General features: G+C 75.6%; 23 protein-coding genes. 5 read left to right on the forward strand and 18 right to left on the reverse strand.

Features of this window, described 5'->3' with window-relative positions; translation table 11 throughout:
• Positions 1–194: 194 nt before the first annotated feature.
• Together pcaG and pcaH are read right to left on the reverse strand one after the other, a co-directional pair.
• Complete coding sequence (gene pcaG / locus G1H19_RS03000) at positions 195–860, reverse strand: protocatechuate 3,4-dioxygenase subunit alpha (protein ID WP_152730192.1); 666 nt, start codon at positions 858–860, stop codon at positions 195–197.
• Positions 857–1,621, reverse strand: coding sequence for a protocatechuate 3,4-dioxygenase subunit beta (gene pcaH / locus G1H19_RS03005; RefSeq protein ID WP_152730193.1), 765 nt, complete (start codon positions 1,619–1,621; stop codon positions 857–859). The genes pcaG and pcaH overlap by 4 nt, the downstream gene beginning before the upstream one ends.
• Positions 1,622–1,689: 68 nt before the next feature.
• Between pcaH and G1H19_RS03010 the strand changes: the two genes are divergently transcribed.
• Positions 1,690–2,466, forward strand: coding sequence for an IclR family transcriptional regulator (locus G1H19_RS03010; protein ID WP_152730194.1), 777 nt, complete (start codon positions 1,690–1,692; stop codon positions 2,464–2,466).
• 49 nt (positions 2,467–2,515) lie between these two features.
• Positions 2,516–3,682, forward strand: coding sequence for a 4-hydroxybenzoate 3-monooxygenase (locus tag G1H19_RS03015; protein ID WP_152730195.1), 1,167 nt, complete (start codon positions 2,516–2,518; stop codon positions 3,680–3,682).
• A gap of 14 nt (positions 3,683–3,696) precedes the next feature.
• Here G1H19_RS03015 and G1H19_RS03020 read toward each other — a convergent pair whose 3' ends face one another.
• Positions 3,697–4,761, reverse strand: a complete 1,065-nt coding sequence (locus tag G1H19_RS03020; RefSeq protein ID WP_162393160.1) for an ABC-2 transporter permease — start codon at positions 4,759–4,761, stop codon at positions 3,697–3,699.
• Between the two features lie 149 nt (positions 4,762–4,910).
• On the opposite strand from G1H19_RS03020, the gene G1H19_RS24335 reads away from it, so the two are divergent.
• The 3 genes from G1H19_RS24335 to G1H19_RS24340 all read left to right on the forward strand — a co-directional run bounded on the left by G1H19_RS24335 (position 4,911) and on the right by G1H19_RS24340 (position 6,610).
• Positions 4,911–5,390, forward strand: coding sequence for an SSI family serine proteinase inhibitor (locus tag G1H19_RS24335; RefSeq protein ID WP_162393161.1), 480 nt, complete (start codon positions 4,911–4,913; stop codon positions 5,388–5,390).
• Positions 5,391–5,491: 101 nt separating this feature from the next.
• Positions 5,492–5,710 carry a hypothetical protein gene (locus G1H19_RS03030; RefSeq protein ID WP_152730196.1) on the forward strand — a complete coding sequence of 73 codons (219 nt, stop codon included), beginning with the start codon at positions 5,492–5,494 and terminating at the stop codon, positions 5,708–5,710.
• A 51-nt stretch (positions 5,711–5,761) separates the two neighbouring features.
• Positions 5,762–6,610, forward strand: coding sequence for a GAF domain-containing protein (locus tag G1H19_RS24340; protein ID WP_152730197.1), 849 nt, complete (start codon positions 5,762–5,764; stop codon positions 6,608–6,610).
• Positions 6,611–6,629: 19 nt separating this feature from the next.
• On the opposite strand, the gene G1H19_RS24345 is transcribed toward G1H19_RS24340, so the two are convergent.
• From G1H19_RS24345 to G1H19_RS03110, 15 genes are all read right to left on the reverse strand, one after another.
• Complete coding sequence (locus tag G1H19_RS24345; protein ID WP_162393162.1) at positions 6,630–8,261, reverse strand: GMC family oxidoreductase; 1,632 nt, start codon at positions 8,259–8,261, stop codon at positions 6,630–6,632.
• 86 nt (positions 8,262–8,347) lie between these two features.
• Positions 8,348–9,658 carry a class I adenylate-forming enzyme family protein gene (locus G1H19_RS03045; protein WP_235928177.1) on the reverse strand — a complete coding sequence of 437 codons (1,311 nt, stop codon included), beginning with the start codon at positions 9,656–9,658 and terminating at the stop codon, positions 8,348–8,350.
• 15 nt (positions 9,659–9,673) lie between these two features.
• Positions 9,674–11,038: an amidohydrolase family protein gene (locus G1H19_RS03050; protein WP_202925940.1), complete on the reverse strand. Its 1,365-nt coding sequence runs from the start codon at positions 11,036–11,038 to the stop codon at positions 9,674–9,676.
• A gap of 163 nt (positions 11,039–11,201) precedes the next feature.
• A complete protein-coding gene (locus G1H19_RS03055) occupies positions 11,202–12,077 on the reverse strand; it encodes an MBL fold metallo-hydrolase (protein WP_162393163.1) in 876 nt (291 codons plus the stop codon).
• 23 nt (positions 12,078–12,100) lie between these two features.
• A complete protein-coding gene (locus tag G1H19_RS03060) occupies positions 12,101–13,420 on the reverse strand; it encodes a peptidoglycan DD-metalloendopeptidase family protein (protein WP_162393164.1) in 1,320 nt (439 codons plus the stop codon).
• Between the two features lie 115 nt (positions 13,421–13,535).
• Positions 13,536–14,363 (reverse strand): ATP-binding cassette domain-containing protein, encoded by an 828-nt coding sequence (locus tag G1H19_RS03065; protein ID WP_152730199.1) that lies wholly within the window; start codon positions 14,361–14,363, stop codon positions 13,536–13,538.
• Between the two features lie 10 nt (positions 14,364–14,373).
• Entirely contained in the window at positions 14,374–15,465 is a 1,092-nt protein-coding gene (locus tag G1H19_RS03070; protein ID WP_174277977.1) for an ABC transporter permease, read from the reverse strand.
• 148 nt (positions 15,466–15,613) lie between these two features.
• Complete coding sequence (locus G1H19_RS03075; protein WP_152730200.1) at positions 15,614–16,582, reverse strand: substrate-binding domain-containing protein; 969 nt, start codon at positions 16,580–16,582, stop codon at positions 15,614–15,616.
• A 103-nt stretch (positions 16,583–16,685) separates the two neighbouring features.
• Positions 16,686–18,182, reverse strand: a complete 1,497-nt coding sequence (locus tag G1H19_RS03080; protein WP_152730402.1) for a CoA-acylating methylmalonate-semialdehyde dehydrogenase — start codon at positions 18,180–18,182, stop codon at positions 16,686–16,688.
• Between the two features lie 2 nt (positions 18,183–18,184).
• Positions 18,185–20,104, reverse strand: coding sequence for a 3D-(3,5/4)-trihydroxycyclohexane-1,2-dione acylhydrolase (decyclizing) (gene iolD, locus G1H19_RS03085; protein WP_202925941.1), 1,920 nt, complete (start codon positions 20,102–20,104; stop codon positions 18,185–18,187).
• Entirely contained in the window at positions 20,101–20,997 is an 897-nt protein-coding gene (iolB, locus tag G1H19_RS03090) for a 5-deoxy-glucuronate isomerase (protein ID WP_162393165.1), read from the reverse strand. Before iolB ends, iolD begins: the two co-directional genes overlap by 4 nt.
• Positions 20,994–21,890 carry a Cgl0159 family (beta/alpha)8-fold protein gene (locus G1H19_RS03095; RefSeq protein ID WP_202925942.1) on the reverse strand — a complete coding sequence of 299 codons (897 nt, stop codon included), beginning with the start codon at positions 21,888–21,890 and terminating at the stop codon, positions 20,994–20,996. Before G1H19_RS03095 ends, iolB begins: the two co-directional genes overlap by 4 nt.
• Entirely contained in the window at positions 21,883–22,827 is a 945-nt protein-coding gene (gene iolC, locus G1H19_RS03100) for a 5-dehydro-2-deoxygluconokinase (RefSeq protein WP_152730202.1), read from the reverse strand. The genes G1H19_RS03095 and iolC overlap by 8 nt, the downstream gene beginning before the upstream one ends.
• Complete coding sequence (locus G1H19_RS03105; protein ID WP_235928178.1) at positions 22,824–23,711, reverse strand: TIM barrel protein; 888 nt, start codon at positions 23,709–23,711, stop codon at positions 22,824–22,826. The genes iolC and G1H19_RS03105 overlap by 4 nt, the downstream gene beginning before the upstream one ends.
• On the reverse strand, positions 23,708–24,736 hold the full coding sequence (locus tag G1H19_RS03110; RefSeq protein WP_152730203.1) for a Gfo/Idh/MocA family protein: 1,029 nt from the start codon (positions 24,734–24,736) through the stop codon (positions 23,708–23,710). Before G1H19_RS03110 ends, G1H19_RS03105 begins: the two co-directional genes overlap by 4 nt.
• Between the last annotated feature and the right edge of the window lie 19 nt (positions 24,737–24,755).

The following is a 24,755-nucleotide window of genomic DNA, read 5'->3' on the forward strand; positions in this document are numbered from 1 at the left end:
TCCGCTGCCCCTCGTCCCACCCGAGCCCGGCCGTGCAGCGCGTCTGCCCCCGCCGCACCCCGGATTCGAGCCCGGCGGAGTCAGGTGAGGAACGGCCCGCACTCCGCACTTGAGCCCGAAAAAGTCAGGTGAGGACGGGCGAGACCCCGGACTGGAGCCCGGAGAAGTCAGGTGGGGACGGCCGGGCACCGGGGTCACACCGCGAAGAAGACGGTCTCGCGGTCTCCCTGGAGCACGATGTCCAGCCGGTAGCCGTCCTGGGTCGGCGTCGCGATCAGCGTCTGCCGGTCGGCCTCGGGCAGCGAGCGCAGCACGACGTCCTCGGCGTTGGCCTCGGGCTCGTCACCGAAGTAGATCCGGGTGACCACCCGGTCGAGCAGGCCCCGGGCGAAGACGGAGACGTCGACGTGCGGGGCCTGCAGGCCGCCCTGGCCGTCCGGCACCCGGCCGGGCTTGAGGGTGAGGATGCCGTACTCACCGGCCGGCTCCGCGGTCGACGACCGGCCGAAGCCCCGGAATCCGGGCACCGGCCCGGGGCCGGGCGGCGCGTCCGGGTGGTCGACGTGCCCGTCCGGGTCGACCTGCCAGGTCTCGATCATCGCGTCCGGGACCAGGTCCCCGTTGCCGTCGGTGACCCGGCCGCGCAGCCAGACCGCACCCGCGGTGCCCTCGGCGACCGCGAACGGGCCGTCCGGCCAGGTCAGGCCGATGGCCAGGTAGGGGCCGACGGTCGCGCTCGGGGTGAGCCCGAGCCGGAGCGGCTCGTCCAGGAAGCCGCTGCCCCGCCGGGGCGTGCCGGGCCGCCGGTCGTTGCCCTCGACGGCGCCCCGGACCTGGGGCGAGACGTAGTCGCTGCTCATGCCACGTCCCCGTCGTCCTCGGTCTCGAAGGGCGTCTGCTCCGCACCGCGCAGCACGATGTCCCAGCGGAAGGCCAGCGCCCAGTCCGGCTGGGTGCGGTCCAGGTCGAAGGTGCCGATCGCCCGGTCGCGGGCCGCCGCGGGGATCGAGGTGAAGATCGGGTCCTGGGCGAACAGCGGGTCGCCGGGGAAGTACATCTGGGTGACCAGGCGCTGGGGGAAGGCGCGGCCGAACAGGCTGAAGTGGATGTGCGCCGGGCGCCAGGCGTTGTGGTGGTTGCCCCAGGGGTAGGCGCCCGGCTTCACGGTGGTGAACTCGTAGCGGCCCAGGCTGTCGGTCATCACCCGGCCGAGGCCGTCGAAGTGCGGGTCCAGCGGGGCCGGCCAGTTGTCGACCACGTGCCGGTAGCGCCCGGCGGCGTTGGCCTGCCAGACCTCCACCAGCGCGTCGGGGACCGGGCGGCCGTCGCTGTCCAGCACCCGGCCGAAGACGATGATCCGCTGGCCCTGGGCCTCGCCGCCCATCCGCAGCGTGAGGTCGGCGTCGGCCGGGGTCACCAGGTCCTCGCCGAGCAGCGGGCCGGTGACCTCGGTGAGCCGGTGCGGCAGGTCGACCGGGGTGCGCAGCGGCGCCCGCAGTGCCGTGCTGCGGTAGCCCGGGTAGGCCAGCGGCGTGCGCCGCTCGGCCGGCTCGCGCAGGTACCGCGGCAGTGCGGGGCCCTCCTGGCGGGGGAGCGCGCGGCCCCGGTCGGTCGTCGTCATGGCGCGACCGTACGGCGGGCGCCTACCGTGACCAAGACGACTCTCTCGTCCAGCGGAAGGACGGACGCATGGCCGGCGGCGGCGCCCAGCTCGGCAGGTCGGTCACCTCGCGCGCCCTGGGGCTGCTCGACGCCTTCGACACCGCCCACCCGCGGCTGTCGCTCACCGAGCTCGCCGACCGCTCGGGCACCCCGCTGGCCACCGCGCACCGGCTCGTCGGCGAGCTGACCAGCTGGGGGGCGCTGTCCCGGCGCGCCGACGGCCGCTACGAGGTGGGCCGCAAGCTCTGGGACCTCGGCCTGCTCGCGCCGGTGCAGCTGGAGCTGCGCCAGGTCGCCCTGCCCTTCCTGCTCGACGTGCACACCGCCACCCGGGACACCGTCCACCTCGCCGTCCGGGACGGGCTCACCGCGCTGTACGTCGAGCGCATCTCCGGCCGGGAGTCGGTGCCCGTGGTCAGCCAGGTGGGCAGCCGGCTGCCGCTGCACGCCGTCGCGGTGGGCAAGGTGCTGCTGGCCGCGGCGCCGGACGCCGTCGTCGACGCGGCGCTGGCCGCGCCCACGCGCGCCACGGTGCACACCGTCGTCGACCCGGCGGTGCTGCGGGACCAGCTGGCCGAGGTGGCCCGGCGCGGCCACAGCCGCACCGCCGAGGAGATGTCCCTGGGCACGGCCTCGGTCGCCGTCCCGGTGACGGTGGAGCGCGCGGCCGGCCCGGTGGTGGTCGCGGCACTGGGCATCGTCGTCCCGGTGCGGCGGCGGGACCTCGCCCGGCTGGTGCCGGTGCTCGAGGTCGCCGCCCGGGGCATCGGCCGGGCCGTGCTCCGCACCCCGGGCTTCCACTGAACGGGAGCGGGGCTCGCCCTACACGGTTGCCGACGTCACACTCAGCGGCATGCGCACTCAGGTGGGGATCATCGGCGGCGGCCCGGCGGGTCTGCTGCTGTCCCGGATGCTCGCGGCCCAGGGGGTCGACTCCGTGGTGCTGGAGAACCGCTCGCGGTCCTACGTCGAGGCGCGGGTGCGCGCCGGCATCCTGGAGCAGCACTCGGTACAGACCCTGACCGACCTGGGTCTCGGCGAGCGGCTGCACCGGGAGGGCATGGAGCACCACGGCATCCACCTGCAGTTCCCCGGCACCAAGCACCACCTGGACTTCCCCGCGCTGTGCGGTCGCACGGTGTGGATCTACGGGCAGACCGAGGTGGTCAAGGACCTGGTCGCAGCCCAGCTCGACGGGGGCCCGCCGCTGCTGTTCGAGGTCACCGACGTGCAGCCCGAGGACGTCGACGGCGACTCCCCGCGCATCCGGTTCACCGACTCCGACGGCGTGCCACACGTGCTGGAGTGCGACGTGATCGCCGGCACCGACGGCTTCCACGGCGTCTCCCGGCCCATCGTCGCCCAGGCCGGTGGGCGCACCTGGGAGCGCACCTACCCGTTCTCCTGGCTGGGCATCCTGGCCGACGTCGCGCCCTCGACCGACGACCTGGTCTACGCCTGGCACCCCGACGGCTTCGCGATGCACTCGATGCGCTCGCCGTCGGTGTCCCGGCTCTACGTGCAGGTCGACAACGACGACTCGGTGGACAACTGGTCCGACGACCGGATCTGGGAGGCGCTGGCCACCCGGATGGCACACCCCGGCTGGGAGCTGCGGACCGGCCCGATCTCGCAGAAGTCCATCACCCCGATGCGCTCGTTCGTCTCCGCGCCGATGCGCCGCGGCCGGCTGTTCCTGGCCGGCGACGCCGCGCACATCGTGCCGCCGACCGGCGCCAAGGGCCTGAACCTGGCCGTCGCCGACGTCACGGTGCTCGCCACGGCGCTGGTGCGCCTGCTGCAGGAGAAGGAGACCGACCTGGTCGACGCCTACTCCGACACCGCACTGGCCCGGGTCTGGCGCTGCACCCACTTCAGCTGGTGGATGACGTCGATGCTGCACCGGTCCGGCGACGACTTCGACGCCGAGCTGGCCCTGTCCCAGCTGCGCCGGGTGTGCACGTCGGAGGCGGCGGCCCGCGAGCTGGCGGAGAACTACACCGGCCTCCCGATCGGCTGACGCCCCGCCGGGATTCAGGCGGGGACCGGGTCCAGCCGCTCGGCGGGGGCGTCGGCGGCACGGTGCCGCCCGGAGCCCAGCAGGGTGGCGACGATCCCGACGACGGCGTAGGCCACGATCACCAGCGCCGCCTGCCCGACCCCGGCGCCGTCGAAGTACGCGATGCCGCGCACGCCGCTGGTCCCGGCGCCCGGCGGGAGCCACGGCCCGATGGCCGCCCAGAACGGCGGCAGCAGCGGCGCCGGGTAGGCACCGCCCGCGCTCGGGTTGCCCAGGACGACGAACAGCAGGATGGCCACGCCGATGCCGATCGTCCCGGTCCAGACCTGCAGCGCGGTGGTGAAGGCACCCACTGAGAACACCAGCAGCGCACCGAAGGCGGCCAGGGGCAGCAGGGGGCCCTCCAGCGCGTCCAGCAGCGGTCCGGCGACGAGCACCCCGCCCAGGCCGGAGGCCACCGCGTACACGGCCAGCGCACCCAGCCGCACGACGCCGCGCTGCCGGGTGAGCGGCCGCGACCCGGCGCTGATGCTGATGATCGAGGCGACCAGGTTCCCGCCGACCACCCAGCCGACGGCCAGGTAGAACGCGCTCAGGCCGCGGGCGTCGCCCGGCCCGGCCGGCAGCACGTCCTCGGTGGTCAGCGTGCGCTGCTGGCTCTCCTCGACCCGGCCGAACACCTCGGTCAGCGCCGTGCTCACCGCGCCGCCCTCGGCACCGGAGACCAGCAGCCGGTCCGCGCCGCCCGGGCCCAGGACGAAGACGCCGTCGACCTGCCGCTCGCGCAGCAGCCGCCGGCCGTCGTCCTCGTCGGTGACCGCCTGGGCGTCCAGCGGGGCGCCGTCGATGGCGTCGAGCTGGCCGGCGACCGACTGCGCCGTGCCCGCGGGGGCGTCGGGGGCCGCCACCACCGCGACCGGGATGCGGCGCGCCTCGGGGTCGTGGAAGGCGCCGACGTAGCTCAGCACGAACCCCAGCTGGAGCAGCAGCACGGCGACCACGAGCAGGGCCGCGCGGCGGGTGACGCCGGGCAGCAGCTCCCGCCGGGTCGCCTCGGGGGCGGGCTGCGCACTCGCCACGGTGACCTCCTCGTCGCTGCTCGGTGCCGGACACCGACGAGCATGCCTGCCCGGTTGCCGGAAGCAACCCCCGGCGACGGTGACCCCGCGCTCCTCCCGCCGGCCGCACCGGCCTCGTCGGCCCGGCCCGGGACACCTACCGTGGGTGGGTGCACCGTTCCCCGCACCGCACCCGCGCGCTCCCGGCCGTCCTGCTCGCCGGCGCCGTGGCGCTGTCCGGCTGCGGCTCCGACGAGCCCCCGGCGGGCACCGCGGCCGTCCCGTCGTCCCCGTCCGGAGCGGGCGGCAGCACGACGGAGCCGGCACCGGCGTCGGGCACCGAGCTGACGGTCACCGTGCGCTCCGGCGGCGAGGACGCCGAGCAGACGTGGACGCTGCGGTGCGCACCGGACGGCGGGGACCACCCGGACCCGGCGGGCGCGTGCGCCGCGCTCGCGGCGGGCGGCGCCACAGCACTCGACCCGGTCGCCGGGGACACGGTGTGCAGCCAGGTGTTCGGCGGCCCGCAGACCGCCGTCGTCACCGGCACCCGGGACGGGCAGCAGGTGGACACCACGGTGCAGCGCAGCAACGGCTGCGAGATCGCCCGCTGGAACCGGCTCGTCCCGCTGGTGCCCGCCGTCAGCTGAACGCGCCTGTCAGTTGTCGCAGGTCATGCCGGTCATCTTCGGCCACTTCTGCCCGCCCGGACTGCCGAGGACGGATCGTTCCCGACCATAGGTTGACACCCATGGTCTCCACGCTCCTGCTCCTCGGCGGCACCTTCGTCGCCCTGCTCCTGCTGCTCGCGCTCATCGTCCGGCTGAGCGCCCGGCCGGCCGACCGCCGCGGCACCGGCGGGTCCCGGGACCCCCGGATGCCCTCCTGGGTCGCCGACCAGGGCCGCCCGCACCCGGACGCGTGGGCCCCGCTGACCCCGACGACCAGCGAGATGCGCTCCGTCCGCTGACGGCCGGGCGGTTCGGCTGGATTCCGGGGCGACCCTCCCGACAACCACAAGGTGACCGAGCCCCGCGTGCCGTTGCCTCGCCTGCCCAGCCACCGGATGTCGGCACCCACCACCGACGACGCGCGCACGGCACTCACCTCGCTGACCGGGGAGGACGTCGACGCCCTGTGGGCGGAGGTCTGCGCCGAGGCGGGCGTGCCCGAGGGCGCGTACCTGCTCGACCTGGACCAGATGACCGCCCTGGCCGACGCCGTGGCCGCCCGCCCGGGCGCCGTCGGGCTGGCCGGCCGGGCACTCGCCATCCGGGTGGCCACCTACCGCGCGCTGTCCACCCACGAGACGACGGCGCTGCCCACCGACTGGGCCCGCCGGTCGATGGAGTCCCTGCTGCGCGGGCGGGTGCCGGACACCGCGCGGATGGCGGAGATCCTCGACCTGGACCTGTTCTCCGACGCAGCACGCGCCCGGCTGGACCGTGCGGCGCGGCGGGTGGCCGAGCGCTTCGGGGCCCCGATCGGGCTGGTCAGCATCGTCCTGGAGGGTTCGCAGCAGTTCGCCGGCAGCCACGGCCTGGAGGGCTGGCTGGCCGAGGTGGGCGGCACCCCGCTGGAGTGGTCGTTCTGCGCCACGAGCGTGCGCACCCGCGAGGCCTACATCGTGCCCGACGCGCACTCCGACGTGATCCAGCGCACCAACCCGCTGGTCGACCAGGACGGCGTGCGCACCTACGCGGGCGTCCCGCTGGTCACCTCCCGCGGGCAGGTGCTCGGCAACTACTGCCTGATCGGCTCCGAGGCGCGCAGCTGGACCGCCGAGGAGACCGCCGAGCTGCAGGCCATGGCCGACGCGCTCGTCGCCGAGCTGGAGCGCACCCGCGTCTCCGGGCGCACCACCGTCTGAGCCGCCCGGGGGCCGGCGCTCACCCGGCGCCGGCCATCAGCTCGGCGGCCCGCTCACCGAGCATCACCGCCGTGGCCGCGGGCCCGCGGGAGGTGACCCGGGGCATCACCGAGGTGTCCACCACCCGGAGCCCGGTCACCCCCCGTACCCGCAGGTGCTGGTCGACCACCGCGCCGGGGTCGGACTCCGGGCCCATCCGGGCGCTGCCGGCCAGGTGCACCGCGGTGGCCAGGTGGTGGCGCACCCAGCGGTCCAGCGCGCGGTCGTCGTCCAGCTCGGTGTCGGCGAGCCCGGTGCGCTCGGCGACCAGCGGGGCGAACGCGGCCGTGCGCAGCAGCTCGGCGCACAGCCGCACACCCTCCCGCATCCGCCGCCGGTCGCTCTCCTCGGTGAGGTAGCGGTACTCGATCCGCGGCTGCACCGCCGGATCGGCGCTGACCAGCGAGATCAGCCCGCGGCTGTCCTCCTGCTGCAGCGCCAGGCCGAGGTACAGGTCGTCGCGCCGCCGCGCCTGGTCCAGCAGCCGGGACGACGAGGAACGCCGCAGCGCCCGCAGCGCCGGGCCGGGCCGGCGCAGCACGTCGGCGACGCCGGACAGCGGCGAGCCGGTCGCGCGGGACAGCATCACCCGGCTGAACGGCTTCAGCCAGGGCATCACCTCCAGGTCGCCGTCGGCCCGGGAGCCGGCCGCCGCGGTGTTCAGCGCGCTGGCCAGCGGCAGCAGGCCGCGCGGCATCGGGGTGCGCCGGGCCGGGCGCCAGGTGACGTAGAGGTCGGGGTGGTCGCTGAACTCCGCGCCCACCCCGGGCAGGTCGACCAGCACCGGGACGCCGGCGGTCCGCAGCTGCGCGGCCGGACCGATCCCGGACAGCATCAGCAGATGCGGCGAGCCGACGGCGCCGGCCGCGAGCACCACCTCGTCGGCGTGCACCACCCCCGCCGCGGTCTGCACCCCCACCGCGCGGCCGCGCTCGACGACCACCCGGGTCACCGGGGTGTCCCCGCGCACGGTCAGCCCGGGCCGTCCCCGGCGCGGGGACAGGTACGCCATCGCCGCGTTCACCCGCACGCCGTCGACGACGTTGACCGGCAGCGGCCCGTGGCCCGGCGGCCCACCCGCGTTCTTGTCCGGCTCCTCCGGGAAGCCGAGCTCGTCGCAGGCCGCGGCGAAGGCGTCGGTCACCGGGTGCGGGCGGGTGCTGCGGGTGACCGGCACCGGCCCGTGCGCGCCGTGCCCCGGCCGGTCCCCGTAGGCGGCGTCGGCCTCCGACCGGGCGAACGCCGGCAGCACCCGGTCGTGGGACCACAGGTCGTTGCCCGCCGCGGCCCAGCCGTCGAAGTCCGCCGGGGTGCCGCGGACGAAGTAGGTGCCGTTCAGCGCGCTGGACCCGCCGACGACCCGCCCGCGGGGCACCGGCCAGCGCAGCTCACCGGTCAGCTCGCCGACCAGGTCCCAGTTCGCCGGGTGCCCGGGCACCGCGGCGCCCATCGTCGCGGCGTCCCGCACCGCGGCCGGGAAGTCCTCCGGCCGCGCGTGGTCGGCCCCGGCCTCCAGCAGCAGCACCCGCCTGCCGGCGTCCACCAGCCGGGCCGCCAGCGCGCACCCGGCCGACCCCGCCCCCACCACCACGACGTCCCAGCGCTCCCCCACACGCCCGCCAAGATGGCCATCTTGGCGGGGAGTTCGTGTCGGTCCTGGCGGGCCGGCGGCCGCCGGCGGGGGCGGCGGGACGGCGGTCACAGGCCGAGGACGGCGGGCAGGTCCAGGCGGCGCACCTTGCCGGTCGAGGTGCGGGGCAGCTCCCCCACCGGGTGCAGGCTCTTGGGCCGCTTGGCCGCGGTGAGCCGTTCCCGGGCCCAGGCGGCGAGCTCGGCCGGGTCGGCGTCCCCGACGTAGGCGGCGACCACCCGCTGGCCCCAGTCGTCGTCCGGCACGCCGACGACCGCGCTCTCCACCACGCCCGGGTGCGCGTCCAGCACCGCCTCCACCTCGGCCGGGTACACGTTCACCCCGCCGGAGATGACCAGGTCCTCCCGCCGGCCGTCCAGCCACACCAGGCCGTCCGGGTCGACCCGGCCCAGGTCGCCGACGGTCACCCGGTCGCCCCGCCAGGCGGCCGCGGTCTTCTCCGGCGCCCGCCAGTACTCGAACCGCGCCCAGCGCGGCACCGCGCACCACAGCTGGCCGCGCTCGTCGGTCTCCAGCCGGCGCCCCGGCCGCGCCCGGCCCACGCTGCCCGGGTGCGCCTGCCAGTCCGCCGGCGAGCACACGGTGAACTGGACCTCGGTGGAGCCGTAGAACTCCCAGACCGACCCCGCGGGCAGCGCGGCCAGCACCGCCCGCTTCACCGGCTCCGGACAAGGTGCACCGGCGTGCGCCAGCACCCGGAAGGACGACCAGTCGACGTCGTCCCGGGCGATCAGCCGCTGCAGGTGGGTCGGTACGCAGAACGTCGTCGTGGGGCGCAGGCCGGTGACCACCTGTGCCGCGCGGGCGGCGTCGAAGGGGCCGGGCAGCAGCACCTCGCCGCCGGCCAGCAGCGTGTGCACCGCGAACCGCAGCGGCGCCGAGTGGTGCAGCGGGGAGAGCACCAGGTGCCGGTCGGCGGCGGTGAAGCCCCACAGGTCGATCTCCTCGGCGGACAGCGCCCGGGCGTCCGCGTCGTCCAGGACGCCGGACCACACGCCCTTGCGGCGTCCGGTGGTGCCGGAGGTGTAGTGCATCGGCCGGGCCAGCGGCCACGGTGCGAGCTCCGCAGTGGCCTCGCCGGTGAGCAGCCGGGCGGGCTCGTCGGCGACGTCCAGGGCCGGGTCGGCGTCCGCGACCAGCGCGGCCCGCTCCCCCGGCGGCAGCCCGGGGTCCAGCACCACCGGGACGACGCCGGTGCGCAGCGCGCCCAGCACCACCGCCAGCAGCGCCGGGGACGCCGACGCGGACACCACCAGGCGGTCGCCGCGCCCGATCCCCCGCCGCCCCAGCTCGGCCGCCACCCGCCGCTGGTCCCGCTCGCTGTCGGCCGCGGTGACCACGGGCACGTCGATGCTCACCCTCCCGACGCTAGATCAGCCCACGGCGGCCGCCAGCCGGGCCATCCGCTCGTGGGTCTGGCTGACCACCTCACCCGCCTGCGGGTCGACCAGTCGGGCACCGTCGGCGACCTGCACGCCACCGGACCAGACCTGGTGCAGGTTGCGCAGCGAGCAGGCCAGCACGTAGGTGGCCACCGGGTCCCACACCGGGCCGGTGTCGGGGTCGCGGGGGTCGACCACGAGGAAGTCGGCGAACCGGCCCACCCGCAGGCTGCCCACCCGGTCGTCGACGCCCAGCACCTCGGCCGACCCTCGGGTGGCCAGGGTCAGCATGTCGCCCACCGGCATGGCGGCCGGGTCCCGGTAGGTGGCGCGGAGCAGCGCGATGCCGGTGCGCATGTTGCTGAACGGGTCGGAGACGTCGGTGCAGGACTGGTCGTCCAGGCCGATGCCCACCCGCATGCCGGCTGCCCGGATCTCCGGGATGCTGGTGACGCCGCTGGCCAGCCGGCCGTTGCTCATCGGCTGCCAGCTCACCCCGCAGCCGGCCTCGGCGGACGTGGCGATGATCGCCTCGTCGGTCTGGATGAAGTGGCCGAACACCACGTCGGGCCCGAGCACCCCGGCATCGCGGTACCAGCCGAACTTCGAGCGCTGGAGCTCCACCTCGTGCGGCGTCTCCAGCAGGTGCGGCTGGTTGAGCAGGCCGTGCCGGCGCATCGCGGCCAGCTCCAGGTCCGCCGCGGCCGGGCTCGGTGCCCACTGCACGGCACCGCTGACCGCCATCCGCAGGAACCGCGGGTCGTCGCCGAAGGCGGCGGCCATCCCGACGACGTCGTCCAGCTGGGCCAGCGCGTCGGCCTGCGGCACCGCCCCCTGCCCGAGCATCACGCTGTGCACCGAGCGCAGGCCGGCGTCCAGGCTGGCCCGCAGCTGGGCGTGCTGGTAGGCGGTGTCCGGCAGGGCCGCGACGAAGGAGGCCACGCCCGCGGACTGGCGCTCGAAGGCCAGGTCGGGGTCGGTGAAGTCGAAGGCGGTGGTGATGCCGTTGCGCAGGAAGTCCTGGGCCCCGTGCCGGGTGAACCAGTACACGTCCTCGGCGTCGGCGGCCTCGGTGTAGCGGGTCATGCCCTCGATCCAGCCGTAGAGCGACTGGTCGGCGGCCATGCCCCGACTGGCGGAGGTGAACAGGTGGCTGTGCGAGGACACGAACCCCGGCCCGACCAGCGCGCCGGCGACGTCCAGCACCCGCTCGGCGGTCACCTCCGGCCCCGGGTCGCCCTCGTGCACCCCGGTGATCCGGCCGTCGTCGCCGACGGTGAACCAGCCGCGGAAGGCGGGGGGACGGTCGGGGTCGCAGGTCAGCAGGACGGCGTTCGTCACGAGCAGTCGGGTCACGGGCGCACCCTGCCCCAGCAGCGTTGCGCTGACGTGACGACCACGCGTCCGCACGCCCCCGGGCCGGTCGCCGGCGACCATCTCGCGCTTCCTGTCCAGGAAGCGGGGCAGGATGCCGCGCCGCCTGTACAGACTGCGCGGGGAGGGGGACGAGGGCGGCGGGTCAGGGGGTCGCGAGGCGGACGGAGTCGCCGGCGCCGGGCACGACGCGGCCCTCGGCGCGCAGCTTGGCCAGGGTGGCCCGGGTCGACTGCTCGGCCGCCGGCCACACCTCCCGCGGGACGGCGGCGTACACCTCGGCCACCAGCTCGGCGACGGTCCGCGCGCCCGGCACCAGCGCGGCCAGCAGCTGCCACTCCCGGTACGCCCGGTGGGCCAGGTAGTAGTCCAGCACCGCGGTGGGGTCCTCGGTGAGCTCCGGCCCGTGGCCGCAGTACAGCGCCGACGGGCCCAGGTCGTGCAGCCGGCGCAGCGAGTCCAGGTAGTCCACGACGCTGCCCTCGGGGTGGGTGACCACCGAGGTGCCGCGGCCGAGCACGTGGTCGCCCACCAGCACGGCACCGGACTCCAGCCGGAAGGCCAGGTGGTCGCTGCAGTGCCCGGGGGTGGCCAGCACGCCCAGCGTCGTCCCGGCCAGCGCGAGCTGCTCCCCGGAGGCCAGCACCCGCCCGCCCGGGCCGGCGACGCCGGGCGAGGCGGCGGCGACCGGGGCGTCGAACCGGGCGCCCCAGGGCAGCGCGGCCTCTGCGTGGTCGCCGTGGTGGTGGGTGACCAGGACGGCGACCACGCGGGCGTCCCGGCCGGCCAGCGCCTGCTCGACGGCGGCGAGGTGCGCGTCGTCGGCCGGGCCGGGGTCGACCACCACCGCCTGGCCGCTGCCGGGCGCGCCCACCAGGTAGGTGTTCGTGCCGTCCAGGGTCATGCCGGAGGCGTTCGGCGCCAGCACCCGGGTGACCAGCGGCTCGAGCTGGGCGGTGCGCGGCATCGTGCCCGGGGCGGGCAGCTGCCAGCCGGCACGGGGGTCGACGGGTGCGGTCACCCCGGGACGGTAACGCCCGGCCGTCAGCCCCCGCAGCCGCCGAGGCTGATGCCGCGGGCGTTCATCCACGGCACCGGGTCGGTCTGGCCGCCGTACATCAGCCCGCCTGGGTGCACCTCGAAGTGCAGGTGCGGGCCGGTCGACTGGCCGCGGTTGCCGACCTCGGCGATCTCCTCGCCGGCCGACACCCGCTCCCCGGCCTCGACGTAGTAGGAGTTGACGTGGCCGTAGACGGTGACCGCGCCGTCGTCGCCGCGGATGTAGACGGCCTGGCCGAAGCCGCTGGCCGCGCCGGCCCGCTGCACCGTGCCGGAGGTGGCGGCGTAGATCGGCGTGCCGATGGGGGCGGCGATGTCCACCCCGAAGTGCGTGGTGCCCCAGCGGGAGCCGAAGCAGCTGCTGACCCGCCCGGACGCCGGCTTGACGTAGTTCGCGGACCCCGGGGTGGGTGCCTGGCCGGCGGTCCCGCCGGCGCCGCGCGCGCTGCGGGCGGCAGCGGCGGTGCGCGCCTGGTCCTCGGCGGCGGCCGCCGCGGCGGCGGCCTCCTCGGCCTGCTTGGCGGCCAGCCACTGGCCGTAGGCGTCGCGGGCACCCTGCAGCTGCAGCAGCGCGACCTCGGCGTCCTGCAGTTGCCGCTCGTACTCGGCCTTCTGCGCGGTCACCTCCTCGAACACGGCCTGCTGGCTGGCCAGCTGGTCCTCCGCCACCTGCTTGGCCTCGGCCGCGGCGGCCTCCGCGGCGGCGGTCTCGTCGCGGGCCGCGCGGGCGATCCGGTCGGCGTTGGCCTGCTGCACCCGGGCGACCTGCAGGGCGTCCAGCACGTCGACCTGGTTGGCGGTGACGTAGTCCAGGATCGCGGCCTGCTGCAGCAGCTCGCTGGGGCCCTCGGCGGCCAGCAGGGCCAGCGTGGAGGTGGTCGACCCGCCACTGATGTAGCTGTCCCGGGCCATGTCGCCCAGCTGCACCTGCGCCACGGCGACGGCGTCGGCCGCGGCCTGGGAGGCTGCGGCGGCGCGGTCGGCCTCGGCCTGGGCGATGCCCAGGGCCTCCTCGGCCGCCAGGTAGGCGGTGCCGGCGGCCTCGGCCTGGAACTGGGCCTGCTCGAGCCGGCCCTCGGCGTCGGCGACCAGCGCGGCGATCCGGCCGACCTCGGCCGCCGCTGCCTGCTGGGCCTGGCTGGCGGCACCGATCTGCTCGTCGGTGGGGTTGGGCGGCGGCTCCGGGGCGGCCGTCGCCGGCGCCGCGCCGAGCGTGAGCAGCACCGTGACCAGCACCGACAGCAGGGCAGCGCGGCCCGGACGGCGGGCACCCGGCACGGGTGCACCCGTTCGGCGCTGCAGCACATGGACTCCCTGGGACGGAACGAGGACGGGGGGATCTGTCCCTACAGTCCCACCCGCACCACCAGTAACCTAGACAACACGCAGAGCGTTCTCCGAGAGTTCAGGAACGGGCTGGTCAGTCGCCCGGCCGCTCGAGCTCGTGCGCCAGCTCGTCGAGCTCCGCGCCGCCGGCCATCATCGACGTGATCTCGTCCCGGGTCACCTCGCCCTTGGCGAAGTCGCCCAGGCTGCGCCCGCGCTTGAGCAGCAGGAACCGGTCGCCCACCGGGAAGGCGTGGTGCGGGTTGTGCGTGATGAACACGACGCCGAGCCCGCGGTCGCGCGCCTGGGCGATGTAGCGCAGCACCACCCCGGCCTGCTTGACGCCGAGGGCGGACGTCGGCTCGTCCAGGATGAGCACCTTCGCGCCGTGGTAGACCGCGCGGGCGATCGCCACCGACTGCCGCTCGCCGCCGGACAGCGTGCCCACCGGCTGGTCGGGGTCCCGGATGTCGATGCCCATCGCGCCGAGTTCGCGGCGGGTGACCTCCTTGGCCGTCGCGCTGTCGAAACGCCGGAACGGCCCCCAGCCGGTGGTCGGCTCGGACCCGAGGAAGAAGTTCCGCCAGATGGCCATCAGCGGGATCATCGCCAGGTCCTGGAAGACCGTGGCGATCCCGGCGTCCAGCGCCTGGCGCGGGGAGCCGAAGGTGACCTGCTGCCCGTTCATCGCCAGCGACCCGGAGTCCGGCTGGTGCACCCCGGACAGGATCTTGATGAAGGTGGACTTGCCGGCGCCGTTGTCGCCCAGCACGCAGGTGACCTGGCCGGCCCGCACCACCGTGGACACGTCCTGCAGCGAGATCACGCTGCCGAACGTCTTGCCGACCGAGCGGACCTCCAGCAGCGGCGCGTCCCCCGCACCGGCCGCCGCGGCACCGGGCGTGGGCAGGGTGTCGGTCATCGGTGTGCTCCTAGGCCCGGGCGGACTCGGCGTAGCGCCGGACCACCTGGTTGGTCAGGACGGCGAGCAACAGCATCGCGCCGAGGAAGAAGTAGAACCAGTCGGTGTCCCAGCCCAGGTAGGTGATGCCCTGCTGGGTCATGCCGAAGATCAGCGCCCCCAGCGACGCCCCGACCGCCGAGCCGAAGCCACCGGTGAGCAGGCAGCCGCCGATGACCGCCGCGACGATGTAGATCAGCTCCTGACCGATGCCGATGTTGGCCTGCACCGACGTGGTGCGGACGGCGTAGACGGTGCCGACGAACCAGGCCGCGGCCGCGGTGGTCATGAACAGCGTGATCGTGGTGCGGGCGGCCGGCACGCCGACGTTGCGCGAGGCCACCTCGTCGCCCCCGGTGGCGAACACCCAGTTGCCGAAGCGGGTGCGCAGCAGCACGTAGCTGGCCAGCACGGTGAACAGCACCCACCACAGGATGGCGATCCGGAACTGCTGCCCCGCGATGGTGACGGTGGAGGCGAAGACCGCCCGGGCGGAGTCGTAGCCGTCGTAGTCGTCGATGCCGCCGACGGTGACCGTGCCGGTGAACGCCTTGGTCAGGCCCAGGTTCAGGCCCTGCAGCATGAGGAAGCTGCCCAGGGTGATGATGAAGCTGGGCAGCTTGGTGCGCACCACCAGGAAGCCGTTGAGGAAGCCGATGGACAGCGCGATCGCCAGCGACACGGCGATCGCCGCCCACACGGTCATGTCCAGCTGGGTGGTGCAGATGCCCACGGTCAGCGCTGTCGTGCCGGTCATCACACCGGCGGACAGGTCGAAGTGGCCGCCGATCATGAGCAGGGCCACCGCGATGGCCATGATCCCGATCGTCGACGCCGGGTCCAGCCAGTTGGCCACGCCGCTGATGTCCCGGAAGGTGCTGGACTGGGCGGCGAAGAACACCAGGATGACCAGCGCGCCGATCAGCGCCCCGAGCTCGGGCTTGACCAGCAGCTTGCGGAGCACGCCGACGCGGGCGACCCGCTCGTCACCGGCGCCGGCTGGCCCCGGCGGCGGGGACGGCGCGGCGCCGGGCTCGGCGGCGGTGGTGGTGGACGTGCTCACGGCGGGCTCCCTCCCCGGGCTGACCCGGGCGCTGGTGCGGTGTGACGGTGCGGACAGGCGACCGGACGGCGTCGCCGTGCGGGGTGACGCACCCGATGGTCCCCGTCCCGGTCGCGGGGCGCCGCCCACCGGCGGCGCCCCGCGGCGGTCAGCGGGTGCCGGAGGAGGCGAGGTCGGCGATCTGGTCGACGTTGTCGGCGTCCACGATGCCGGGCCCGGTGAGCACCGGCTGGCCACCGCCCACGGTGTTCAGGTTCTGCGCGTACAGCTTGAGCATCACGATCGGCAGGTAGCCCTGCTCGTACTGCTGCTGGTCCACCGCGAAGCCGATCGTGCCGTCCTGGATCCCGGAGATGACGTCGGAGTTCAGGTCGAACGTGGCCACGGTGGCCTGCGAGCCGGCGTCCCCGACGGCGGCGGCCGCCACCTGGGCCACGCTGGAGTTCAGCGTGAGGATCGCGTCGACGTCGCCGGTCTGCAGCTGCGAGGTGATCGTCGTCTGGGCCGCGGCCAGGTCGTTGATGTCGACCTGCAGGGTCTGCACCGGGGCGCCCAGGCCGGTCGAGGCGCCGTCGCAGCGCTGCTCCAGGCCGATGTTGCCGGCCTCGTGGACGACGCACAGCACCGAGGTGGCGCCCTCCGAGCGCAGCCGCTCCCCGGCACCCTGGCCGGCGATCGTCTCGTCCTGCCCGACGTGGCCGATCGCGCCGTACTCGACCGACTGCGCCGCACCGGAGTTGATCGTCACGACCGGGATGCCGGCGGCGACCGCGGCCTCGACGGACTCGCGCAGCGCGTCCGGGTTGGCCATGGACACCACGATGCCGTCGACGTCCTGGTTGACCGCGGAGTCGATCAGCTGGGACTGGCGGCCCGGGTCGCCGTCGGACTGGTAGTCGACCGAGACGCCGAGGTCCTCGCCGGCCTGGTCCGCACCGTTCTTGACGACGTCCCAGAAGGCGTCGCCCGCGCTGCCGTGGGTGACGACGGCGAAGGACAGGTCGGCGTCCCCGCTCCCGCCGCCGGACGCCGCGGGCTCGTCGTCCCCGCTGGAGCAGGCCGTGAGTGCCAGGGGCACCCCGACCAGGAGCGCGATCAACCGCTTGGGAACTGCCATCGGTGCTTTCCTCCTGTGTGTACGGCGCAGCGTCGCGTCGCCGGGGCGTGGACGTGGTGTCCACGGTGGTCTGGGGCGGGAGTCGGGCTGCTCCCGCGGGCGGTCAGGTGGACGTCGGGAACTGCATGCTCGCCGTCACCGGCCGGGCCACGTGCGGCCAGCGTGCGGTGACCACCTTCCCGCGCGTGTAGAACGACACCCCTTCCGGACCGTGCACGTGCCGGTCGCCGAACAGGGAGTCCTTCCACCCGCCGAACGAGTAGTACGCCATCGGCACCGGGATCGGCACGTTCACCCCGATCATGCCCACCGTGACGCCACGCTGGAACCGCCGGGCGCTCTCGCCGTCGGCGGTGAACACCGCCGTCCCGTTGCCGTAGGGGTTGGCGTTGACCAGCGCGATGGCCTCGTCGAGGGTGTCCACCCGCAGCACCACGTGCACCGGGCCGAAGACCTCCTCGCGGTACACCTCCATGTCCGGGGTCACACCGTCGAGCAGGGTCGGGCCGACGAAGAAGCCGCCCTCGTGCCCGGCCACGGAGCGGCCGCGGCCGTCCACCACCACCTGGGCACCCTCCCGCTCGCCGGAGTCGACCATCGCCACCACCCGGTCCCGGGCGGCGGCGGTGATCACCGGGCCCATGTCGCTGCCGGCGTCCCGGCCGGGCCCGAGCACCACCGCGTCGGCCTGCGCGGCCAGCGCCTGGACCAGCGCGTCGGCCGCGTCGCCGACCGCGACGGTCGCCGACACCGCCATGCAGCGCTGCCCGGCCGAGCCGTAGGCGGCGGCGGTCAGCTGGGCGGCGGTGTGCGCCATGTCCGCGTCCGGCAGGACGACGGCGTGGTTCTTCGCGCCGCCCAGGGCCTGCACCCGCTTGCCCGCGGCACCCGCGCGCTGGTGCACGTACCGGGCGATCGGGGTGCTGCCCACGAAGGAGACGGCGGCCACGTCCGGGTGGTCGAGCAGGGTGTCCACGGCCACCTTGTCGCCCTGCACGACGCTGAACACGCCGTCGGGCAGCCCGGCCTGCTGCCAGAGCCGGGCCACGGCCAGCGCCGCGGACGGGTCGCGCTCGCTGGGCTTGAGCACGAAAACGTTGCCGCAGGCGATCGCCACCGGGTGCATCCACATCGGGACCATCACCGGGAAGTTGAACGGCGTGATCCCGGCGACGACGCCGAGCGGCTGGCGGAAGGAGAACGAGTCGACGTCGGCGGAGACCTGGTCGGAGTAGTCGCCCTTGAGCAGCTGCGGGATGCCGCAGGCGAACTCCACGACCTCCAGGCCGCGCTGCACCTCCCCGCGTGCGTCGGAGACGACCTTGCCGTGCTCGGAGCTGACCAGCTCGGCGAGCTCGTCGGCGGCGGCGTCGACCAGCTCGCGGAAGCGGAACAGCACCCTGGTGCGGGCCGACAGGGACGACTGCGCCCAGCTCAGCCCCGCGGTCACGGCGGAGGCCACGGCCCGGTCGACGTCGGCCTGCTCGGCGAGCACCACCTCGGCCTGCTGCTCACCGGTGGCCGGGTCGAAGACGGTGCTGCGGCGGGCGCCGCCGCCGGGTGTCTCCGCGCCGTCGATCCAGTGCGGGACGGTGCGCATGCTCACGAGGGCTCTCCGATCGTGTCCGGCAGCGCCGGGGCGAGGTGGTGCCGCTGGGCCGGCTTCGCCCGGGCGTACCGGTGCGCGGCCTCGATGGTGGACGACAGGGCCGACACCTGCGCGACCGGGACGTCCCACCAGGCCCCGCTGTCCGGCGCGGGCACCGACGGGTCGGTGAGCACCTCGACGACGACGACGCCCTCGGTGCGCCCGGCGACGGCCAGCGCCTCGGTGAACTCCGCGAGCGTGCCGGCCCGGAGGACGGTGGCGCCCAGGCTCGCGGCGTTGGCGGCCAGGTCGACCGGCAGCAGGTCGCCGTCCAGCCGCCCGCCGGGGCCGCGGTACCGGAACCGGGTGCCGAAGCGCTGCGACCCGACCGCCTCCGACAGCGCACCGATCGACTGGTAGCCGTGGTTCTGCACCAGCACGACCGTCATCGAGACGCCCTCGGCGACGGCGGTGGCGATCTCCGTGGGCATCATCAGGTACGAGCCGTCGCCGACCATCACCACCACTCGGCGGTCCGGGGCGGCCAGCGCGACGCCGAGGCCGCCGGCGATCTCGTAGCCCATGCAGCTGAAGCCGTACTCGACGTGGTAGCCCTTGGGGTCCCGGGTGCGCCACAGCCGGTGCAAGTCCCCGGGCATCGACCCGGCCGCGCATACGACGACGTCGCGGTCGCCGGTCCAGGCCTCGACCGCGCCGATCACCTCGCTCTGCGCCGGGTGCGGGCGGTGGCCCAGCTCGTGGCTGGCCTGCACGGTGCGGTCCCACGCGGCGGCCAGCCGGGTGCCGCGCTCGGTCCAGGCGGGGTCGGCCCGCCAGCCGGCCAGCCCCTCGGTGAGCGCCTCCAGGGCCACCCGGGCGTCGGCCAGCAGGGCGACGCCGGAGTGCTTGGCGGCGTCGGAGCCGGCCACGTTGACGTTGACGAACCGCACGCCGGGGGCGGCGAACACGGTGCGGCTGGCGGTGGTGAAGTCCTGCCAGCGGGTGCCGATGCCCAGCACCACGTCGGCCTCGGCGGCCAGCGCGTTGGCCGCGGTGGTGCCGGTGGCGCCGATCGCGCCGACGCTCGCCGGGTGGTCGTGGCGCAGCGACCCCTTGCCGGCCTGGGTCTCCGCCACGGGCGAGCCGGTGGCCTCGGCGAAGGTCCGCAGCGCCTCGGTGGCCTCGCTGTAGACCGTGCCGCCCCCGCTGACCACCAACGGGCGGCGGGCGCTGCGCAGCACGTCCAGCGCGCGGGCCAGCGCGGCCGGCTCGGGCACCGGCCGGGGCACGTGCCAGGTGCGCGGGGCGAAGAGCTCCTCGGGCCAGTCGGCGGCCTCGGCCTGCACGTCCTGCGGCAGCGCGATGGTGACCGCGCCGGTCTCGGCCGGGTCGGCGAGCACCCGCATCGCCCCCAGCAGGGCGCTGGGCAGCTGCTCGGGCCGGCTGACCCGGTCGAAGAACCGGGACACCGGCCGGAAGCAGTCGGTGACCTGCACGTCCGGGCCGGCCGGCAGCTCGAGCTCCTGCAGCACGGTGCCGGCGGCGCGGGTGGCGAAGGTGTCCCCGGGCAGCAGCAGCACCGGCAGCCGGTTCACCGTGGCCAGCGCCGCCCCGGTGACCATGTTGGTGGCGCCGGGCCCGACGCTGGACGTGCAGGCCAGGGTGCTCATCCGGTTGCGCATCCGGGCGAAGCCGACCGCGGTGTGCACCATGCCCTGCTCGTTGCGGGCGTGCCGGTAGGGCAGCCCCGGGGTGCGCCCGGCCTGCACCGCGGCCAGCTCGTCCTCCAGCAGCGCCTGCCCGACGCCGGCCACGTTGCCGTGGCCGAAGATGCCCGAGCAGCCCTCCACCAGCCGGTGCCGGACGCCGTCCCGCTCGCTGTGCTGCACGGCCAGGAAGCGGACCAGCGCCTGGGCGACGGTCAGTCTCGTCACGGCGCGCTCCCGAAGGGCAGTCGGGGGTCGACCTGCTGGTCGGCCCAGGTGCCGCGGACCCAGGTGTGCTCCGGGTCGTCGCAGATCCGCCAGGCCCGCTCGGCGCCCGGGCCGGCCATCACGTTGAGGTAGTACAGGTCGTAGCCGGGTGCGGCCATCGAGGGCCCGTGCCAGCCGTGCGGCACCAGCACGACGTCACCGGAGCGGACCTCGGCCAGCAGGTCCAGCGGCCGGTCGGCGGTGCCGTACACCCGCTGGTAGCCCAGGCCGCCGGGCGTCGACAGCTCGAAGTAGTAGACCTCCTCCAGCACGGTCTCCTGCCCCGGCCGGTCCTCGTCGTGCTTGTGCGGCGGCCAGCTCGACCAGTTGCCGGCCGGGGTGAGCACCTCGCAGACGATGATCGAGTCGGCGTCGGGCAGCGCGGCCGGGGTGCCCAGGTCGCGCACCTCGCGGGAGGCGGACCCGGCCCCGCGCAGCTCCACCGGGACGCCGTCCACCGGCAGGTAGCGGGCCGGGCGGTCGGTCGCGGCCCGCGCCGTCGGGACGGCGAACCGTCCGCCGGCCTCGCTGGTGACGGTGACCGTGCTGCCCCGCCCGGCGTACACCAGGTCGGTCGCCCCGTCGAACACCGAGCGTCGTCCCGCCACCAGGAACGACATCTCCTGTCCGCCACGATGGCCATCGTGGCGGGACGCGGGACCGACGGTGACCGTGCAGGAGCCGGCCAGGGGGACGACGAGGACCTCGTCCGGGCCGGTGTCGACGGTGATCGAGCCGCCGGGGGCCAGCTCGGCGACCTTGAGCCCGGTGTGGTCCCAGCCCGCGCGCTCGGGGTCCAGGTCCAGGGCCCAGTCGCCGCGGGCCAGGGTGCCGGCGCGGTGGTGCAGCCTCACGACGCGCCCCGCACCAGCGCGGCGGCCGCGTCGACGGCGGCCGCGACGTCGCCGTCCGGCGGGAACAGCAGGGCGCGGCCGACCACCAGGCCACGCACGCCGGGCAGCGCCAGCGCCCGGTCCCAGGTGGCGAAGGTCTCCGCCGGCGCGGCCGAGGGGTCACCGCCGAGCAGCAGCGTGGGCAGCGTGGTGGCCGCCATGACCCGGGCCATGTCCTCGACGACCGGCAGCTTCAGCCAGGTGTGCGCGCTGGTGCCGCCCAGGCCCGCCGCGACCGTCACCGAGCGCACCACGGCATCGGCGTCCAGCACGGTGCGCACCCGGCCGTCGGCGTCCCGGTGCGACCAGAACGGCTCCACCATCGCCATCAGCCGGGCCGCGGCCAGCTCGGTGACCGCCCGCCCGCAGGCCTCCAGGGTGCGCACCGTGCCCGGGTCGGCCAGGTCGATCCGGGTCAGCATCTTCCCGCCGTCGAAACCAGCGGCGACGATCGAGGGCACGTCGTAGCCGGTGAACCGGTCGTCCAGCTCGAACGCGGCGCCCTGCAGGCCGCCGCGGTTCATCGAGGCGACCACCACCTTGCCCTCCAGGTCACCGAGCAGCAGCAGGTCCTCCAGCACGTCGGCGGTGGCCAGCACGCCGTCGACGCCGGGCCGGGCCAGGGCGGTGCGCAGCCGGGTGAGCAGGCCGACCCGGTCGGCCATCGCGGTGTGCTGGGCCCGGACGCCGAGGGCGCCCCGCGCCGGGTGGTCCGCGGCGACGAGCAGCAGCCGGCCGCTGTCGCCGAGCAGCGGGCGGCGCCGGCGCCGGGCGGCGGCCTCGGCGACCACCTCGGGGTGCCGGGCCCGGATCTCCCGGACGTCGTCCAGGTCGCGGGCGGCGGCGTCAGACACCGGCGGTCTCCAGCGCGGCCTCGACCTCGGCCGTGGTGGGCATGGCGGTCGAGCACTCCAGCCGGCCGGCGACGACGGCACCGGCGGCGTTGGCGAAGCGGATGGTGCGCTCCAGCGGCCAGCCGGCCAGCAGCCCGTGGCACAGCGCGCCGCCGAAGCCGTCGCCGGCGCCGAGCCCGTTGACCACCTCGACCGGCACCGGCGGCACCTGCACGGTCTCGTGGGCGGTCACGGCCAGCACGCCGGCGGGGCCCTGCTTGACCACGGCGAGCTCGACGCCGCGCGCCAGCAGCGCGGCTGCCGCCGCGTGCGGCTCGCGCTCGCCGACCGCGACGTCGCACTCGTCGAGGTTGCCCACGGCCACGGTCACCTGCGGCAGGGCGCGGGCCAGCTCTGCGGTGGCGTGCTCCCGGCTGTCCCAGGACACCGGCCGCCAGTCCAGGTCCAGCACGGTCAGCGGACGGCGGCCCCGGGCGGCCCACGCGGCGTGGTGCGCCGACCGGCTGGGCTCGGCGGACAGCCCGGTCGTCGTCGTCCAGAAGACGCCGGCGGCGGTGATCGCCGCCCGGTCCAGCTCGTCGGCCGCGATGGCCAGGTCCGGCGCCGGCGAGCGGCCGTAGAAGTAGAGCGGGAAGTCGTCGGGCGGGAAGACCTCGCAGAACGTCACCGGCGTGGGCAGGCCCGGCACGTCGGTCACGAAGACGTCGTCCACGCCGAGCTCGGCCAGCGCGCGGTGCACGAACCGGCCGAACGGGTCGGCCCCGGTGCGGGTGACCACCGCGGTGCGCCGGCCGTGCCGGGCGGCGGCGACCGCGACGTTGGTGGCGCTGCCGCCCAGGAACTTGCCGAACGTCTCGACGTGCTCCAGCCCGACGCCGACCTGCAGCGGGTAGACGTCCACGCCGACCCGTCCCATGGTCAGCACGTCCCAGCTCATGCGAGGGACCGCAGGTGGGTCAGGCTCGCGGCCACGTCGCCCACCGGCCCGGCGCCGGGCGCGGGGTCCGCGCTCAGCACGGTGTCCTGTTCCAGCACGTACCAGCCGTCGTACCCGGCGCCCTCCAGGCCGGTCACGATGCCGGCCACGTCGACGTCGCCGGCGCCCAGCGGGCGGTACATGCCGGCCGCCACGGCGGCCGCGTAGCCGACCTCGCCGGCGCGCACCCGGGCCGCCCACGCGTCGTCGACGTCCTTGAGGTGCACGTGCCGCACCCGGTCGGGCACCTCGGCGGCGAGCGCGGCCGGGTCGGTGCCGCCGATCAGCAGGTGCCCGGTGTCCAGGCACAGCGGCACGCCGGAGCCGTCGAGCACCCGGCGCACCTCCTCGGCGCGCTCCACGATCGTGCCGACGTGCGGGTGCAGGCAGGCGGTGACGCCCCGGTCGGCGGCCCGGGCGGCGAGTGAGTCCAGCGCCCGGAGCAGCCGGTCCCAGTCGGCCTGCGCCAGCACCGGGCGGTTCTCGTAGCCCTCCCCACCGGTGACGGCGGCGAGCACCACGACGTCGGCGCCGGCGGCGACCAGCCCGTCCAGCGCGCGGTCCAGCACCGGCACCGGGTCGACCCCGGGGTCGTGCAGCACGACCGGCACGAACTCCCCGACCGCCCGCAGCCCGTGCTGGGCCAGCACGGCGGCCTTGTCGGCCGGGGCGGGGGGCAGGAAGCCGTCCGGGCCGAACTCGGTGGCCACCAGGCCCACGTCGCGCATCTCGGCGAGCACCCGGGTGACGGCCAGCTGATGGCCCCAGCCGGGCACCTCGCACACGCCCCAGGAGATCGGCGCGCCGGCCACCCGGTCCAGCACGCCGCCGCGCCCGGCGGTCACGGTGCGCTCACCAGGACGTCGTACTCCGCGGCCAGCGCGGCCAGCTGCACCGGGCGCCGCTCGCGCCGGGACACCTCGCACGCCTCGGCGACCAGCGCCGTCTGCAGCGAGTCGCGCACCGTGCACGGGCTCTCCCGCTCACCGGCCGCCATCTGCACGAAGGCGGCCAGCTCGGCGCGGTAGGCCGGCTCGAAGCGCTCCATGAACAGCGCCCACGGCCGGCCGGCGGGGAACTCGACACCCGGCTCCACCGAGCGCAGCGGCAGCCGGTCGTCCAGCCCCACCGAGACGGAGTCCAGCGAGCCGAGCACCTCCAGCCGGACGTCGCAGCCGCGGGCGTTGTACCGGGTGCCGGACAGCAGCGCGAAGGCGTCGTCCTCCATGGTGAGCAGCGCGGCACCGGCGTCGACGTCGCCGGCCTCGCGGAAGAAGTCCGCCCCGTGGTTGGCACCGGTGGCGTAGACCTCGCGCACCTCGGTGCCGGTGACCCACCGGACGGCGTCGATGTCGTGCACCGAGCAGTCGCGGAACAGCCCGCCGGACAGCGGCACGTACGCCGCCGGCGGCGGGGCCGGGTCCAGCGTGCCGGCCCGCAGGGTGTGCACCCAGCCCAGCTCGCCCGAGCGGACGGCGGCCCGCGCGGCGGCGTACCCGGCGTCGAAGCGGCGCTGGAAGCCCACGTGCACCGCGATCCCGGCCGCCTCCACGGCGTGCATCACCGCCAGGTGCTCCACGACCGAGGGCGCGACCGGCTTCTCGCAGAACACCGGCAGGCCCGCCTCCGCGGCGCGCAGCAGCAGCCCGGCGTGCGCGGCGGTGGCGGCGGCGACCACCACGGCGTCCGGTCCGGCGTCGAACAGCTCGTCGGTGGTGTCGACCGCGTCGGCGCCCAGCTCGGCGGCGACGGCGCGGGCCCGGGGGGCGTCGGCGTCGGCCAGCACGACCGAGTCGACGCCCGGGTGCCCGATCAGCGTCCGTGCGTGGAAGGCGCCGATCCGGCCGCTCCCGATGAGCCCCACCCGCATGTCTTCTCCTCGTCGTCCC

This window comes from Goekera deserti (assembly GCF_010685995.1).
Classification (GTDB): domain Bacteria; phylum Actinomycetota; class Actinomycetes; order Mycobacteriales; family Geodermatophilaceae; genus Goekera; species Goekera deserti.

Coding starts and splice junctions, on each gene's coding strand:
- G1H19_RS03010 (WP_152730194.1), top strand. CDS start 1,690: ATGGCCGGCGGCGGCGCCCAGCTCGGCAGGTCGGTCACCTCGCGCGCC.
- G1H19_RS03065 (WP_152730199.1), bottom strand. CDS start 14,363: ATGACCGACACCCTGCCCACGCCCGGTGCCGCGGCGGCCGGTGCGGGG.
- G1H19_RS03075 (WP_152730200.1), bottom strand. CDS start 16,582: ATGGCAGTTCCCAAGCGGTTGATCGCGCTCCTGGTCGGGGTGCCCCTG.
- G1H19_RS03110 (WP_152730203.1), bottom strand. CDS start 24,736: ATGCGGGTGGGGCTCATCGGGAGCGGCCGGATCGGCGCCTTCCACGCA.
- pcaH (WP_152730193.1), bottom strand. CDS start 1,621: ATGACGACGACCGACCGGGGCCGCGCGCTCCCCCGCCAGGAGGGCCCC.
- G1H19_RS03030 (WP_152730196.1), top strand. CDS start 5,492: ATGGTCTCCACGCTCCTGCTCCTCGGCGGCACCTTCGTCGCCCTGCTC.
- iolC (WP_152730202.1), bottom strand. CDS start 22,827: ATGAGCTGGGACGTGCTGACCATGGGACGGGTCGGCGTGGACGTCTAC.
- pcaG (WP_152730192.1), bottom strand. CDS start 860: ATGAGCAGCGACTACGTCTCGCCCCAGGTCCGGGGCGCCGTCGAGGGC.
- G1H19_RS03080 (WP_152730402.1), bottom strand. CDS start 18,182: ATGCGCACCGTCCCGCACTGGATCGACGGCGCGGAGACACCCGGCGGC.
- G1H19_RS03015 (WP_152730195.1), top strand. CDS start 2,516: ATGCGCACTCAGGTGGGGATCATCGGCGGCGGCCCGGCGGGTCTGCTG.